13 protein-coding genes are annotated in these 16,447 nt (G+C 54.5%); 7 read left to right on the top strand and 6 right to left on the bottom strand.

Annotated features, from left to right (window positions below):
• Positions 1-358 precede the first annotated feature (358 nt).
• Positions 359-2,491 carry a TonB-dependent receptor gene (locus K0I31_RS08745; RefSeq protein WP_220080563.1) on the top strand — a complete coding sequence of 711 codons (2,133 nt, stop codon included), beginning with the start codon at positions 359-361 and terminating at the stop codon, positions 2,489-2,491.
• Between the two features lie 248 nt (positions 2,492-2,739).
• Here K0I31_RS08745 and K0I31_RS08740 read toward each other — a convergent pair whose 3' ends face one another.
• The 3 genes from K0I31_RS08740 to K0I31_RS08730 form a co-directional block, all read right to left on the bottom strand.
• Positions 2,740-3,258: a DUF2541 family protein gene (locus K0I31_RS08740; protein WP_220080562.1), complete on the bottom strand. Its 519-nt coding sequence runs from the start codon at positions 3,256-3,258 to the stop codon at positions 2,740-2,742.
• Positions 3,259-3,568: 310 nt separating this feature from the next.
• Positions 3,569-4,222, bottom strand: coding sequence for a DUF4136 domain-containing protein (locus K0I31_RS08735; protein WP_220080561.1), 654 nt, complete (start codon positions 4,220-4,222; stop codon positions 3,569-3,571).
• Between the two features lie 349 nt (positions 4,223-4,571).
• On the bottom strand, positions 4,572-7,466 hold the full coding sequence (locus K0I31_RS08730; RefSeq protein ID WP_258406613.1) for a M9 family metallopeptidase: 2,895 nt from the start codon (positions 7,464-7,466) through the stop codon (positions 4,572-4,574).
• A 359-nt stretch (positions 7,467-7,825) separates the two neighbouring features.
• Here K0I31_RS08730 and K0I31_RS08725 point away from each other — a divergent pair, with 359 nt between their 5' ends.
• From K0I31_RS08725 to K0I31_RS08715, 3 genes are read left to right on the top strand one after another with little or no spacing between them, the layout of a single operon-like run.
• On the top strand, positions 7,826-8,422 hold the full coding sequence (locus K0I31_RS08725; RefSeq protein WP_220058409.1) for a LysE family translocator: 597 nt from the start codon (positions 7,826-7,828) through the stop codon (positions 8,420-8,422).
• A gap of 32 nt (positions 8,423-8,454) precedes the next feature.
• Positions 8,455-9,030, top strand: a complete 576-nt coding sequence (locus K0I31_RS08720) for a DUF1415 domain-containing protein (RefSeq protein ID WP_220080559.1) — start codon at positions 8,455-8,457, stop codon at positions 9,028-9,030.
• Between the two features lie 31 nt (positions 9,031-9,061).
• On the top strand, positions 9,062-9,811 hold the full coding sequence (locus K0I31_RS08715) for a ribonuclease H family protein (protein WP_220080558.1): 750 nt from the start codon (positions 9,062-9,064) through the stop codon (positions 9,809-9,811).
• 43 nt (positions 9,812-9,854) lie between these two features.
• Here the strand turns inward: K0I31_RS08715 and K0I31_RS08710 are convergent, their stop codons facing one another.
• Positions 9,855-11,345, bottom strand: coding sequence for a sensor domain-containing diguanylate cyclase (locus K0I31_RS08710; protein ID WP_220080557.1), 1,491 nt, complete (start codon positions 11,343-11,345; stop codon positions 9,855-9,857).
• Between the two features lie 218 nt (positions 11,346-11,563).
• On the bottom strand, positions 11,564-12,034 hold the full coding sequence (locus K0I31_RS08705) for an HPP family protein (RefSeq protein WP_011865479.1): 471 nt from the start codon (positions 12,032-12,034) through the stop codon (positions 11,564-11,566).
• 128 nt (positions 12,035-12,162) lie between these two features.
• Between K0I31_RS08705 and K0I31_RS08700 the strand changes: the two genes are divergently transcribed.
• The 3 genes from K0I31_RS08700 to K0I31_RS08690 all read left to right on the top strand — a co-directional run bounded on the left by K0I31_RS08700 (position 12,163) and on the right by K0I31_RS08690 (position 14,642).
• The gene (locus tag K0I31_RS08700) at positions 12,163-12,720 is read left to right on the top strand and encodes a TetR/AcrR family transcriptional regulator (protein ID WP_220080556.1); all 558 of its coding nucleotides are present in this window, start codon (positions 12,163-12,165) and stop codon (positions 12,718-12,720) included.
• Between the two features lie 59 nt (positions 12,721-12,779).
• Complete coding sequence (locus K0I31_RS08695; RefSeq protein ID WP_220080555.1) at positions 12,780-13,208, top strand: LETM1 domain-containing protein; 429 nt, start codon at positions 12,780-12,782, stop codon at positions 13,206-13,208.
• A 72-nt stretch (positions 13,209-13,280) separates the two neighbouring features.
• The gene (locus K0I31_RS08690; protein WP_220080554.1) at positions 13,281-14,642 is read left to right on the top strand and encodes a leucyl aminopeptidase family protein; all 1,362 of its coding nucleotides are present in this window, start codon (positions 13,281-13,283) and stop codon (positions 14,640-14,642) included.
• An 88-nt stretch (positions 14,643-14,730) separates the two neighbouring features.
• On the opposite strand, the gene K0I31_RS08685 is transcribed toward K0I31_RS08690, so the two are convergent.
• A complete protein-coding gene (locus K0I31_RS08685; protein WP_011865475.1) occupies positions 14,731-16,326 on the bottom strand; it encodes an ABC-F family ATPase in 1,596 nt (531 codons plus the stop codon).
• Positions 16,327-16,447: the final 121 nt, after the last annotated feature.

Below are 16,447 nucleotides of genomic sequence, written 5' to 3'. Positions count from 1 at the left end.
GAGATGCCTGCGCCTGCATACCCTCTCCTGCATATCTAAGTTATGCAGGCGAGGGTATGCAGGCATTTTCATCGCCAATCGAATGTAAATTTTTCGATAAGCTGTAATGCAGTTTGTTTATGCAAATTCAGGGGGTTAAAGCACCGCTACTCCGCTTGAAGCAATGTCACTTACAGCACTGCCGTCCCCTTTCCCACAGCTAACACTTCAGCTGAAGCAACAGCCGATTCCAAACGCGAGCCTAGCCGACACAAAAATGTAACATATGTAAATCCCGAGCAAACTTAAATGATAATCTATATCATTCGTATCAAATCATTATTCAACCTTTTTTCGTACTTAACCTTAGGAAAATTTGATGCCCGCTCACCTTCCTTTAAAGAGATCACCTTTGGCCCTCTACACCAGCCTCTTCTGCCTTGGGCTGATGAGTCAAACGGCCGTTGCGGCCGATGCCAGCATAGAACGCATTATTGTCACGGGTAGCCGCAGCGCCGAAAGCATAGAGGAGGTGCCCTCTTCGGTGACCCTGATCGACAACAAGACCCTGGCGCAGGATATGTTGATCACCTCTGAACTGCAGAACATGCTGGCGTTTCGCGTGCCGGGCATGGCCCCCAGCACAGGCACCTCGAGTAATGCCGGTCAGACACTGCGTGGCCGTAAGGCGCTGGTGATGATCGACGGCGTACCTCAGTCTACCCCGCTGAGAAACGGCAGCCTGGGCATTCGCTCTATCGATCCCAGCGCGATTGAGCGCATCGAGGTGATCAAGGGTGCAACCTCCATCTATGGCAACGGCGCCTCGGGCGGGATCATCAACTACATCACCAAGACCCCAAGCAGCGATGCCAAGGCCAGCGTTGAGCTGGGCGCCTCGAGTAAATTCAGTGCGGTCAAATTTGAAGACAGCGCAGGTTACCGCTACCACGCCAGCGTTGACGGCAACCTGGATAAGTTCAGCTATGTGGTCAGCGCCGCCGAGGAGGAGACTGGGCTCGAATATGACGCCGAGGGCGATATCATTGGCTTAATTTACGGCCTGTCGGAAACCAAGTCGCAAAACCTGTTCACTAAGCTGGCCTATGAGTTTGACAGCGAGAAGCAGGTGCAGCTGACCTACAACTACTATGAGGCACAGCAAAACGCCGATCTCATGGATGTTACCGGCAGCGTCAACAGCGGCAAGAAAACCTACGCCATCAAGAGCAGCGAGCCTAAACCGGGCGTACCTCAGGGGCCGCGAGGCAACCACAACCTGATGCTGAAATACACAGATCAGGAGATCTTCAACCAGACCCAGCTCACCTTGGACGCCTACTACCAGAAGATCGAAAACATGTTCTTCTACTCAGCCGCGCTGGCCAACCCCAGCGAAGGCTATGATGGCGGCCAGTCACTGATCTGCTCAGAGAAACGTGGCCTGCGAGTCAACCTCAACAGCTACGCCGACTGGGACAATGTGTCGGCCAGCTTCATCTATGGTATCGATGCCCTGAACGATGTCAGCTCGCAGCCGCTAAACGATGGTCGCATCTGGGTGCCCGAGATGGACATGAGCAACCTGGCCGGTTATCTACAAACCAAGTTGACCATTCATGATGACTGGATTGTCAAAGCTGGCGTGCGCCACGACAGAGTCGATATCGCCATAGACGATTACAAGACCCTCAAGGTGTGCCGCAGCGCCGACACCTGCTCTGTGCCGTTCGACGTTAAGGGCGGCGAGCTTAACTTCACCTCCACCACCTATAACCTGGGCCTGCGCTATCAGCTAGTCGATGCCTTTAGCCCGTTTGCCAGCTTCTCACAGGGGGCGGACATCTCAGATCTTGGCCGCCTGCTGCGCACCGCCACGGTAAATGATATCTCGCTGATCCAGACAGAGGCGTCGATCGTCGACAACTATGAGGTGGGCTTCTCGGGCCATTACGACAAGCTAAGCTATGAGCTGGCGGCGTATCGCAGCACCTCAGAGCTGGGCACCAGCAACGCTTATGATGCCGCGACTGGGGTCTACATGCCGGTGCGCGCACCGCAGAAGATCTGGGGCTATGAGGCGCAGCTGGCCTACCAATGGCTGGACAATCTGGCCACAGACATGAGCTACAGCTGGGTCGAGGGTAAGGACACGGAGAAGGATATCTACCTGGATGGCCAGGTGATCTCGGCGCCTAAGTTTACCGCCTCTATCAACTGGCAGCCGATCGACGATGCCAACATCGCCATCAACTACTTGTATGTGGGCGATCGTAAGCGCTTCGAGACGGTCGATGGCCAGTATGTAGGCGCCCAGGGGCCGGTGAGTCACTACAACCTGGTGAACCTCAGCAGCAGCTATCAATTGGATAACTGGCAGTTCAGCCTAGGGGTAGAGAACCTGTTGAATGAAGATTACTACTCGGCGCGTTCACAGGCCTTTACCTATGCGGGCTACAACACCAAGGGCCTTGGCACCACCATCAACCTTGGCGTGAAGAGACGTTTCTAACCGATACAAGAGCGCCGCTCAGTTACCCGGCGGCGCTTTTTCCGACTCGTGCGTTAGAGAGTTAGAGAGTTAGAGAGTTAGAGAGTTAGAGAGTTAGAGAGTTAGAGAGTTAGAGAGTTAGAGAGTTAGAGAGTTAGTAAGAATGTGTTAGCAAGCGTGTGTTAGCAAGAATGCGTTAGTGAACATATGAGAGCGTACGCTAATGCCTGTATTTTCTTACGCGCTAGCAGCTTAGCTTTCTCACAACACTAGTCTTTGTCACTCGCTTGCTCTTTTTCACTCGATTTTTCCTTGCCTAGCACAGTGATCTTGCCCTTCTTGGCAACCCCGGCTAACCCCAGCGCCTGACTGCCAACACTGTCATAAGCCAGCTCGATACGTTCAAGATGCCCCTCGCTCTTAGGCACTGTGACGGCGCGGCTCGACAACCCCTTGGTCAAGACACCGAGATTATCCACCTTCTTCGACTCACCATCGCTCATGATGAGCTCGATCTGTTTTAGGTTAACCGTGCCCTGATCGCACCTGAGTTTAATACTGGCTAGGTTCTGCTCCTTGCGCCCCAGCTTCACCTTATCCACCTCGGCCTTATAATCGACCGTCTTCTGGGCCAGCTCTCGCCACTCGGACGCCAGCGCCCGGTTGGCCGTCAGCGGCGTTATCAGCACTAAGCCCATCAAGAACAAGCCCATCAAGAACGAGCCAACCAGGGGCAAAGGCTTACTGCCGAAAACCCGTGACAGATGATGTTTAAAAGATGACAACATGGCGATACTCCTTATCTGATAAATGACCTACTATGAGGCCTGGGACCAACTTCACCGCTGCTTGGTGCGCTCACATTGACTGCACTTAATTGAGTGAACACGCAGGTCGATAATAATCCAACTAACGTCTAGTAAAGCTTAATCTTCTAGTAAAGCTTATCTTCTAGTAAAGCTTAATCCTTCCTACTAAACCCCATTAACCCTAACAAACCTTAGTAAATCCTATCGGCTTCGGCCAATCAGATGCCTATAAGGGTGCGCGAACACCGCCTTACGAACTTCTGGCTAACAAGATTCTGGCTAAGACTGATTAAGGGGTCTGCGGCAACTCGCTGAGCATCTTATTGATCACCCGAGCAAGCCTCTCGTCGGCCTGCTGCGCCGCCAGGGTGCTGTCTTGATTTAACGGGGTAAATCCCTGGGCTAACACCCGCCAGCTAGGCTCCATCAATCTAGGGTCGAACACCAGAAGCAACACAGAGCCTTTCTCGAAGCGGCGCATGTCCACCCCTTGGGCCGAGACACCCGGCACTAGCCCGACTTTCTGCAGGATCTCACCATCGCTCATGGTATCGCCGAGGGCCACGCCATAGCCGATCAAGAGATCTGGCGAATCCAATGCAGGCACCTGTCGATAGCCCTTGGCCTGCATCACGCCTGTGATGGCGCCCCGCATGCGGGATTTTAGCTGTTCCGGCTTCACCTCTTCCCCCACATTGAGTAGCTCGAAATCTGGATGCAAGGCAAATGCCTGTACATCTTGGCTAGCTTGCCCCTGGATGAAGCTCAAATCCCCGCTGGCCACCAGGGTCAGACGATCCTCGGGCGCCATCGACAGTTGTAGAGGCTCCTCTTGAGTCACGCTACAGGCGGTGACGCCGGTTATCAGCAACAGGCCTAAGCCCATTTTTAGCCCCAAGTTCAGGCCCAAGTTCAGGCTCAGTTTTAACAAGCTAGATTTCATTTCGGCTCCTCGTCCTTATTAGGAATCATCCTTCACAGGGATAGTCGGATTGGACCAAGTATCGGATTGGACAAAGTATAAGCGAAAGATCATGAACCTAGGCTGACAAAACGTTAACAATCATCTTTCTAGGTGATACGACGACAGCCAAAACCAATGACCAAAATCAATGACCAAAAACATTGACCAAGGCCAGCAGCCATAAGAGAAGATGAAAGAAGATAAAAGAAGATGAGCGAATAAGAGGTGAATGAGGCAGATAAAAAAACGCCGGCAAGATACCGACGTTTTTAGCTTAGAGAAACTAAGAACAACTTAACTTAGTGCAACTTAGTTAAATACTAAGTGCCTAGTTGCTCTCCAGGGTAACCACTAAACTGGCGCCACTGCTTGAAGGCGCACCATCGGCGCTGACGTAAAACCAGCCTTCGGCGGGTGAAACGACGCGGATCTGCTCACCGTTACCGACGTTTTCCGACTTAAACTGATAAGCCGTCGGGCTCGCCCAGGTCGTTGCGTTGGCGTAGAGATTCAGATCGCCGCTACCATGGGCGGTGTTGATCTCGATAGCCGCCGTATTGGCCGGCACATAGAAGTAGTAGCTGGAATGGCCGTCGGCTACACACACCGCCTGACCAAACTCCACCCCGCCATAGCTATAAGGGCTTTGGCTTAGGCAGGCATCCGCTACCTGAGGCGAACCGTTATCCGGCGTGGTGCCGGCGCTCTGGCTGATCTTGAGACTCACGCCCTCAAATGGCGTCACAGCTACCGTCGAGAGATAGACCCAACCGCGGTTGGCGACCACACTGATTGACTCCTCGTTACCGCTATTTTGTGACTTCACCTCATAGTCGCTCGGGCTCGCCCAGGTCTGCTGGTTAAAGTAGATATCCAGATCGCCCTCACCGCCCGTGGTGGTGATATAGAGCTGAGTATTATCCTGCTCGACATAGGTGTAGTAGTAGTTCACCCCTGTGCCGGCCACACACTCGGCCTGCTCCTGGGTTATATTGCCGTCGCTGATCGTTGCCGCGCCGCAGTTCCCCGTCTGCCCGCCACCATTAGTCGCATCGGCGTTATCGCCGATACCGTTACCATTCTCGTCCGCCCACTCGGTCGGATCGTTCGGGAAGGCATCTTCGCTGTCGATCACCCCGTCGCCATCGCTGTCGACCGGGGTCACTATGCCACCGTCGAGCGGCGTATCGTTACTACTCACCGTCAGCAGCCAGCTGTTCCACTCTGCGTCATAGTTTGTGCCGATAGTGTTGTCGATATAGCTGAGCCAGGCCGAGGTATCACCAGCGCGGGCGTGAACTAACAGAGCATCCACATCGCTTCTGTGCTGCTCGAACAGGAAGCGCACCGCCAGGTAGCCCCAGCGATAGACCCTGTCGGTACCACTGTCATAGGTGTTAGACAAGATCTCGCTCAGGCTAAATTCCTGGCTGCGGCCGATATCGACCGCCTCATCGTAACGATTCTGATGGGAAATATATTCGGCGAGGCCCTCGGCCCACCACACTGACTTACCAGTATCAATATCGAAGTAGTTAAAGGCGCCATAAAGATTGAAGCGACCATCTAAGTAGTGCACATATTCGTGTCTCAGGTTCCACACCAGGATGTCGTCGGTCCAGGTGGCCTCGTGGGCGATAAAACGTGCCTGGTTGTCGGGATCCGACGGCGTGCCTTCCAGATACATGCCGCCGTTGTCAGTGTTGATGCCGAAGATGATACCCGCGTAGACATCATAGTCGTCATAGCTGTCGAAGATATTGACCTGCAGGTCTTCGTTGTAGTCGTCCGCCACTGGCTCACCACCGGTTGCCAGGATCTGATGGAACAGCCCCTCTTCCTCACCCATGAGATCGCAAGAGGCCTGCAACTCCTGATCCGTCAGCTGCTGAGCGCGGATCTTGATGGTGTCCGAGCAGCTGTAGTGAATAGCAAGCACGCTGGCTTCCACCTCATCCTCCCAGCCGCAGATGCCGAAGCTGTCGCACTGGCCAGGGTTGTAGTAATCCAGATAACCGGCCGCATCCACCCACTGCTTAGAGAGACGGCTAAACTTGGCCATATATTGCTGCACGCCGCTGTTGAGGGCCGTTTTCAGGCTATCTGGTAGTTTCCAGTAGGCCTGATACTCGTAGAAACGGCCAAACTCGTGAAAGGCATCCGAGGACTCGAAGGCATACTGCGAGTTGATGATGTAGTCAGAGGTCGCCACTTTAAGCAAGGCGGCGCGCAGGGCATCATACTCCATCGACGCCTTGGTATATTTTTCATCCCAGTTGCCGCGATACAGGGTGGTCAGCGCCTTGGTCAGCGCGCTTCTGTGGTACCAGGACGCCAGATGCTGCTCGCTAAACTGATTCAGATAATCGGTTATCACGGCCACCGAATCATAGTAGTTGTAGGAGCTGTCCCAGGCGATGAAATATTCCTGCAGTGTGTTGCCCTGCATGTCGCTCAGGCTGTTAAAGGCCGGGTTCTTGGCATATTCCAGTAGCAGCTCACGCATGGCATCGCTGGCGCGGCTGTCACCATAGCTGAGATCATCGTTGTAATACTCTATGTAGAAGGCGCCGCGCAGGAAGTAGAACAGGTTAAACAGCTCGCCGCCGTTGCTGCTATCGTAACTTGCAGCCGTTGCCTTGGCCAGATTCGCCACAGCCACCACGTTATCGGCCTGATACACCTTGACCGCGGTGGCATCGTTGCGAGAATAGAGCTCGGAGATACAGGAAAACTCAGCCTGGCGAACAAAATCGTACAGCGCCTGGCCACTCAGGCTGTCGAACTGGCTGTAACCGTTACAGGCATCCACCTCGGCCGCTGGCCCGGTCGCGCCTTGATTGCCCTTCATGCCCGGCAGCGCCGATTGCCCCTTGCTCCCCTTCTCCAATTTGCTATCACGCTTCTCAGGCCTCACGCCTTCGCCCTGCTCCGCATCACGTGCCCCTATGGGCTTGCGCGCAGACTTGTCGAATCGAGAACTCGCAGCGGCCTTGTCGGCAGACGGCTTCATCTTCTGGGCAGGCGCCAGTTGGGTTGGCGGTGCGGCTTTTGTCGACGGCGCGGCTTTTATCGAAAGAGGGCCTTTTACATCCTTTGCCGGCATGCCTTGTGGCTGAACATCTTGGGCATGCAGCACGAGCGGAGTCGCCAGTAGCGAGCAGGCCAAGGCCAGCACGGTTGGGGTAAAGCGGCGAGCGCCGCCTAATGTTTTATTTGTCATATTGGTTGTCATATTGGGTGGTCTCCAGACCGAACGACCATTAAAGGCCGCTCATTACTCAGGTTGAATTAGCCCGGTTCGCCTTCTCTGAGGCGTTATATCGAGCGTTTAGCACATCCTTGTTAACCCAGAGTTAACAATTTATGGCAACACTGTTATATTTTATACAATATATTATTGCAAGTGTTCGGCAGAAGATTTACATTAGGAATGTACAAATTCCCACAGAGATAATCTGACAAAATTAATTTTTACAGTAAGTTATAGCGAAGTTTCGGAAATGAAAAAATTTGCTGGTCAGCAGAGACAAGCCTTGAGATCATAGCGCCTCGACTAAACACCTTAGAGACACGCCGTTAATGGAACTGGTTTTCGCCATCGCCCTATTTGCCTTTTCCTCGGGGATCACCCCAGGGCCCAACAACATCATGTTGATGACCTCTGGGGTAAACTTTGGCATCCGCCTGAGCCTGCCCCATCTGGCGGGGATCTGTATCGGTTTTCCCTGCATGGTACTGGCGATTGGACTTGGGCTAAGCGCCGTGTTTCAGGCCTATCCCCTGCTGCACCTTATCATCAAGTATGTCGGCATCGCTTACCTGCTCTACCTGGCCTGGTTGATCGCCAATAGCAGCAGCCGCATGGAGGGCAAACAGACGGCAAAGCCCCTCTCCTTCCTGCAGGCCGCAGCCTTTCAGTGGGTCAACCCTAAGGGCTGGATCATGGCCGTCGGCGCTATCGCCACCTTTACCGTGATGGACAAGCCGCTGACGCCTCAGGTGCTCACCATTGCCAGCGTCTTCTTCAGCGTCGCCCTGCCTTGCGCCCTGGTGTGGCTCGGCTTCGGCGTGGCGCTCAAGCGGCTACTTAAGCATCAGGGTCAGCAAAAAGCCTTTAACATCGCCATGGCGCTCTTGCTTGTGGCCTCTATCATCCCTATGATCGCTCCTCAATAACCCAAACAAAAACCGCATCATAGGGAGCAGCCGTGGCAGCGACTGAGCGCAATCACAACGCCGAAGAAAGAGGCGTCGCCTTAGCCACCCAGAATTGGGTCGAGAAGGTGATCATGAAGTACAACATCTGCCCCTTCGCCCGCCGGGAAGTGGAGCGCAACAGCATACGCTACAAGGTGGTGGAGCAACATCAGTTGGAAGCCGTATTAAACGCGCTGATCGACGAGTGCCACTACCTCGAGGAGCATCCGCAAACCGAGACTACCCTGTTTATCCTGCCGCGAGGCTTCGAAGGCTTTTATCACTATCTGGATCTGGTGGATATCGCCAACGCATTGCTGATCGATCAGGGCTTCGAAGGGGTGTTTCAACTGGCCAGCTTCCACCCCGACTACTGCTTCGATGGCGAGCCACAAGACAGCGCCGCCAACTACACCAACCGCGCCCCTTATCCCACCTTGCACATCATACGTGAGGCAAGCATGGAGCGCGCTCTAGCCGACTATGAGGATCCCGAGTCGATCCCCGACCGCAACATCGCCTTTGCCGAGCGTAAGGGCGGGGCCTTCTTCGTCAAGCTGCTGCAAAGCTGCAAGCAAGACGACTGACCCAAGCGCAAAAAACAAGAGGGAGAGACAGATGGCAAGCAAATATTATGTGGTGTGGGCAGGACGCGAGACCGGCATCTTTACCAATTGGCCCCAGACCAAGGCACTGGTCGATGGCTTTGCCGGCGCGCGCTATAAATCGTTTAAGACCCAGGCCGAAGCCGAGGCCGCCTTTGGCGCTGGCAAAACAGGCAAAATCGCTAGCAGTAAGGCTAAGCCGGCGGCATCCAAGCCAAACAAGCCCGCCGCTAGCGAGCAGCCAGACAGCGATATCGATATCTACACCGATGGCGGCTGCGAGCCCAATCCAGGTGAGGCGGGTTCTGGCCTGGCGCTCTATAAAAAAGGCGAGTTGGCCGAGCTCTGGTATGGACTCTACAACCCCAATGGCACCAACAATACCGCCGAGTTAAATGCCCTGCATCAGGCGCTCTTGATGACCAGGCAATACCTTGAGCAGGGGCTTAGCGTGCATATTCACAGCGACTCCCAATATGCCATCAAGTGTATCTCCCTGTGGGCCTATGGCTGGAAAGCTAATGGCTGGCGCCGTAAGACGGGGGAGATAGCGAACTTAAGCGTGATCCAGGAGGCCCATGAGCTGTACGATAGCCTGAAGGATAAGCTCAAGCTCAGCCATGTGGCGGCCCACGTAGGGATCGAGGGCAACGAGCTAGCCGATCGCATGTCTATCTACACCATAGAGAGCAAGGAAAAGCGCTTTAACCGCTATCAGCAGCCGTTGGATGTTCCTGCCCTGCTGGCGATGCGCGCAGGATAAGCTTTTACATCACTTTTTATGACAGAGATTTAGATTAGCCGCGTTAAATCACTACCACGCAGTCGCGGCCGCTCTCCTTGGCGCGGTAGAGGGCCTGATCGGCGTGGTTAAACAAACAATCTTGCTTGTCGTCCTGACAATAGACTGATACACCGGCGCTTAAGGTTATGGCCACGGGGAAATCTATCCCCTGACTGCGGCGCTTCACCTCTTGCCTCAGCTTGTCGGCAAAATGCTTGGCGCCCTCTTTGTCTGTGTCTTCCAGGATGATCACAAACTCCTCGCCTCCCCAGCGGCCAACGAAGTCTGTCTTACGTATGGCGTCGCTGAAGATCTTAGCCACCCGCTGCAACACGTCATCCCCCACCAGATGGCCATGTTTATCGTTGACCGCCTTAAAGTGATCGATATCGAAGATACACACCGCAAGCGGGGTCTGCTGACGATTGCTGCGGCTGATGGCCGCCGCCAGCTGGCGATTGATGGCGCGGCGGTTGGCGACCTTAGTCAGGGGATCGGTATTGGCCTGGGACTTGTACTGCATCTCATCGCTGAGATCTTTGATCACCACGATGCTGTGCTTCTCATCCCCCACCCCATAGGTAGCGATAGAGATGCTGGCGGGAAACACGTCGCCGTTAAGCTTCTTGCCGTAGAAGATGGTGTTGCGCTGGGACATGGGCTGCACCCGGTCTGATTTTTGAAACTCGAGGCGCAGCTTCTTGTGCTTCTCCTTGGTGGCGCTGGGCACCAGGTCGTCGACATTGATCTTGTTGAGCGCCCGCTCGGAGAAGCCAAACAGGCGCATGGTCTCACGATTGGCAGAGATGATGGTGCCATGTTCGTTCACCGAGAAGATGGCGTTGGGGGCGCAGCGGAAGATCACCTCGAGATCCTTGAGCTTGATCGCCAGGCGTTTATTCACATAACGGATAAAGCTAAACACTAAGATGCTGACCAGCACCAGGGCGCAGAGGATCACCAGCAGCATATGATTCACCCGCTGATGGGCGCTGCTTGCCTGCTCGAACAGACTGCTGGGGCTTTGGGCATGGCTTGAGAGTATGGCCTCTATCGCCTCGATAGCCGGGGTATCGTCGACGCGAACCACCCGGTCGATATCCGCCACCGACTGCTTCTCCTCCAACATCTGCCTGAGTTTAGGCAGGTTATGGCGATATTGGCTGACCACAGACTGGATCGCCCGCACCTCGGCGGTATGCTCGGGCGCCCGTTGCAGGTATTTCTGCAGCGAGTCTAACCCCAGCTCTATCTCGGTTTCCGCCCGCCTCAGATAGCTCAAATCCTGGCGGATCACCGCATTCTTAAAGTCGTGGATAAAGCCGCCGTAACCCAGGGCTACCATGGCGTCGTTGAAATATGCGGTCTTCTCCAGCGCCTCATAGGTGTGGCGTTTCCAGTCGCGCTGAGACTGGTCGATGCTGGCCATCAGGATAGAGAAGGCCCCCACCAGAAAGACAACATATAAGATGGCCAGACTATAGATTTTGAACGGCTTAAATGGGTGGTGCATTCACTCTTCATCCTTTTGCCGAGCGGCCTGCGCTGACGAGCCCACGGGTAAGGGGCGACTCAAACCAAGTCTAGCTTAAGTCTAGCTACAGAGGTCTAAGCCAAATCACCCACCCATGACCAAATCAAAAGTATAGCCTATACCAATCTAGCCTACTGAAATTACGCACAAAAGTTGTATCTTGCCCTAGCCATAAGTACAGGCTTTTAGAGGATGATCTAATCCAGCGCCGCGCGCTGCTGCCGCTCCAGTCGTTTGTGCATCAGGGCGATCAGTTTACCCACAAGCACTATGATCAGGGCGCCGGACAACACGGGGGAAACCAGAAAACTCCAATCCTGCCCGGTTAACATCACCAACAGCGGCGTGGCGCCCGCCGGTGGATGGGTCGTCTTGGTCAGCAGCATGCCGCTGACCGCGAGCCCGGTCGCGATCGCCAGGGTCAGCGGGCTCACCCCGACATAGTGAACGAAATAGAGGCCGATCGCGCAGGTCAGCAGATGACCGAAGATCACGTTCTTCGGCTGGGCCAGGGGGCTGTCCGGCACCCCAAACACCAATACCGCGGTAGCGCCGAAAGGCACCATGAGCAGCACTATGTCCGACTGCAGGGTTTCCGCAAAGGACAACAGGCCGATGGCCAAGGCGGCCCCCAGGCCGGAGATTAACGCAAATGCCAGTTTATTCATCTTGATCTCTTAACTCCCTTATATAAACAAGCCTGATGTTGGCAAGCCTTGTGTAGACAAGTCTGTCTACCCACAAGAGTAGACAACTTGGTCTACCAATGTCAAGATATAAAAAAAGCGAGGCTAAGATGACAGATAAGAGACAGTTGCTAATCGATACCGCCCTCTCCCTCTTTACCGAGCGGGGCATCAATCTTGTGGGGATCAACGAGGTGCTTAAGGTATCCGGGGTAGCCAAGAAGACCCTGTATCATCACTTCAGCAGCAAGGAAGCCCTGATAGTGGCGGTGCTCGAAACCCGTCACCAGATCTTCATCCACTGGCTGGAGGAGCGCCTTACGCCAGCTCAGGACGATCTCGGCGTGATCGAGGCCCTCTTCAGCGCGCTGGATGACTGGTTTAACGACCGGGTACCCGAGCTGAGTCAGTTTCACGGCTGCCTGTTTATCAACTCCGCCATCGAATGTGGCGACTGCCGCTGTCAGGTATCGCGCTTCGCCAAGTTTCATAAACAGGCGGTTCGAGAGCTGATTGGCAAGCGCCTTTCCCAGCCAAACGAAGCCCTGTTAGACCTTATCTGCCTGATGAAAGAAGGTGCCATCGTTTCGGCCATGGTGAGCCAGGATAAGGGCGCCGCCCTTCGCAGCCAGACCCTGCTGCAACGTCTTGCACCCAGCCTCATCTAAGGCAAAAAGAGTATCAGGAAAAGATAGGTCTTGCGCTGGGCTTATGAGACAATCGCGCCATGAAAATTTATCGTAAATTACATAAGGCCCCCTTCAGGGTGCTGCGCATCAGTCGTCGCCGCTTCGGTCTACGTTTAAAACGTGACATGTTGGTGCTCAAAGATGCCCTGGCCCAGGAGAAACTGGAGACTAAGGATATGCTGGTCGCCTATGGTCGTTACACCCGCAAGCAGGCCAGCAAGGAAGAGCTACGGCTGGCCAACCAGCAGCTGGCGGATCTGATCAAAGGCCTGGGCCTTGGGGTGTTTGCCGTGCTGCCCTTTGCCCCTATCACCATTCCTGTGGTGGTGAAACTGGGTAAGTTGGTCGGCGTCGAGGTGCTGCCCAGCTCCTTCAATAATCTCTCCGAACGCAAGGCCCAGCTGAGCCGTGAAGCCCGGGCCAATAAGCGCGCCCTGGACGCTGTCGAAAAAGCCAGCAATGAATGATGCGCCGCTTTCACCCCGAGGGGCTGACATGCTAATCTAAGTTGAATTTTGACCTCAACAAGATGATGCCCAATGACTCAACTACTCCTCTCTGGTTCCGAAGGGATCCCACTGACGCTACTCGCGGCAAATGACTATAACGATTGGCTAAACGGCCAGGATAAACCGGTTCAAAACTGGCTAGGCAGCACCCAATACAAGGGCAAGGGCCTCAGCCTGATCCCAGGCACTGACGGCAACCTCAGCCAGGTGCTCTATGTGAGCGACGACAAAGACTCCCACTGGGTGTGTGGCGATCTGGTTAACGAACTACCGGCTGGCCAATACCTGCTGGAAGCCGATGCCCAGACCTGTAAGCTGGCGGCCTTTAGCTGGGTCTTAGGTGCCTACAAGTTCGACCGTTATAAGGCCAATGACAAGGTCTACCCTCAGCTGGTGCTCCGCGATGCCGAGCTGGTTGAGCAGACACTCAAGATAGCGCGCTCTGTCTCTATCGTCCGCGATCTGGTCAACACCCCTGCCGCCGACATGATGCCTCAGCACCTGGGCGAGACCATGGAGTCACTGGCGAGCGAGTTTGGCGCCAAGGTCACTCAGATCGTCGGTGACGACCTGCTGACCCACAACTACCCTACTATCCACATGGTTGGACGCGCCAGCCATAATGCGCCGCGCCTGATCGATCTCACCTGGGGCGATGAAGACGCGCCTAAGGTCACCCTAGTGGGTAAAGGGGTCTGTTTCGACTCGGGCGGACTGGATCTTAAGCCTGGCGCCGGCATGCGCCTGATGAAGAAAGATATGGGCGGCGCCGCTCATGTTATCGGCTTAGCCCATCAGATCATGGCCGCCGAGCTGCCGGTACGCCTGCGCGTATTGGTGCCAGCGGTGGAAAACGCCGTCTCGGCCAATGCCTTCCGCCCGGGTGATGTGATCACCACCCGCAAGGGCCTCACGGTTGAGATAGACAACACGGACGCCGAAGGCCGTCTGGTCCTGTGTGATGCCCTGGCCGAAGCCAACAGCGACAAGCCTGAGCTGCTGATAGATTTCGCTACCCTGACAGGCGCCATGCGCATCGCCCTGGGCACTGAGCTGCCAGGCTTCTTCAGCAACGACGACGAAGTTGCCGCCGGCATCACGGCCTCAGGCCTGACGGTTGAAGATCCCGTGTGGCGCATGCCACTGCACAAGCCTTACTTTGACCTGACCGGCAGCGATATCGCCGACTTAGCCAACTGTGGCAAGGTGCCTTTTGGCGGCGCCATCACGGCGGCCCTCTATCTGGAAGCTTTCGTCGATGAGGAGATCAGCTGGACCCACTTCGACGTCATGGCCTGGAATACCCGCAAGCTACCAGGTCGCCCTATCGGCGGCGAAGCCTTCGGCATTCGCGCCGTGTTCGACTATCTGGCAAATCGCTACGCCAAGTAACGACGGTTTAGTTGAACGAAGTTAGACGATAAAAAAAGCCCAAGTGTTTTATCACTTGGGCTTTTTATTAGGCAAGATACCTAATCGCTTATTCCTCTACGCCTTTGCTGCGCAGGAATTCATCATAAGTACCCTTGAAGTCGTTCACGCCCTGTGGGGTGATCTCTATGATGCGGGTGGCCAGTGACGATACGAAGGCGCGGTCGTGACTGACGAAGATCAGTGTACCTTCATACATCTCCAGCGCGTTGTTGAGCGACTCAATAGATTCCATATCCAAGTGGTTGGTCGGCTCATCCATCACCAGAATGTTAGGCTTTTGCATGATCAGCTTACCAAACAGCATACGGCCCTTCTCACCACCTGAGAGTACACGTACCGACTTCTTAATATCGTCTGAGCTAAACAGCATACGACCGAGGTAACCACGCACGCTCTGATCGTCATCTTCAGGTTTACGCCACTGACTCATCCAATCAAACAGTGTCATGTCGTTTTCGAAATCCGATTCATGATCCTGCGCGTAGTAGCCGATGGCCGAGTTTTCAGACCACTGAATAGTACCTGTATCTTGCGGGATATCGTGGATCAGGGTACGCAGCATGGTGGTCTTACCCACACCGTTCTCACCCAGTACCGCGATGCGCTCGCCCACTTCGGCGATCAGGTTAAAGTCTTTAAACAATGGACCGTCGTCATAACCCTTAGACAGCTCCTCAACCACCAAGGCGTTACGGAACAACTTCTTCTCCTGCTCGAAACGGATGAAGGGGTTGACGCGGCTTGAGGCCTTAACCTCTTCAAGCTTAATCTTCTCAATCTGCTTGGCACGAGAGGTCGCCTGCTTCGCCTTAGAGGCGTTGGCCGAGAAGCGCGCCACGAAGCCTTGTAGCTCGGCGATCTGCGCCTTCTTCTTAGCGTTATCAGACAGTAGACGCTCGCGCGCCTGGCTCGCTGCCGTCATGTATTCATCATAGTTACCCGGATAAACACGCAGCTCACCATAGTCGAGATCCGCCATATGGGTACAGACAGAGTTGAGGAAGTATCTGTCGTGCGAGATGATGATCATTGTGCTGTTACGTTGGTTAAGCATCTCTTGCAACCAGCGGATGGTGTCGATATCCAAGTTGTTGGTGGGTTCGTCGAGCAGCAGTACATCTGGATCGCTAAACAGCGCCTGGGCCAGCAGCACACGCAGCTTGAAACCTGGAGCGATTTCGCTCATCAGACCGAAGTGTTGCTCCAGTGGAATGCCCACCCCCAGCAGCAGCTCGCCGGCGCGGCTTTCTGCGGTGTAACCGTCCATCTCGGCAAATTCCATCTCCAGCTCGGCCACCTTGATGCCATCTTCTTCACTCATCTCAGGTAGCGAATAGATGCGGTCACGCTCTTGTTTCACCTTCCACAGCTCGGTGTGGCCCATGATCACGGTATCGACCACGTTAAACTCTTCGTAACCAAACTGGTTCTGGCTCAGCTTACCCAGACGCTCGTTCACATCCAGAGAGACGTTGCCCGATGTAGGCTCGAGTTCGCCGCCGAGGATCTTCATGAAGGTTGATTTACCACAACCGTTGGCACCGATAAGGCCATAACGGTTACCGCCGCCAAATTTTACTGAGATGTTTTCAAACAGCGGCTTAGAGCCAAACTGCATGGTGATGTTAGCTGTCGTGATCAATGTGAAATTCCGAAAATAGTAGTTAAGCGAAGTGACGCCTGTTTGAGTCTAGTAGCTTACTCAACAAACACCCTATCGGCTGCCGATGACAAGCTGATGAAAAACTGCGCTAAAGGGATAT

This window comes from Shewanella spartinae (assembly GCF_019457555.1).
Taxonomy (GTDB): domain Bacteria; phylum Pseudomonadota; class Gammaproteobacteria; order Enterobacterales; family Shewanellaceae; genus Shewanella; species Shewanella loihica.
This window is presented reverse-complemented; position numbering and strand designations above follow the sequence as displayed.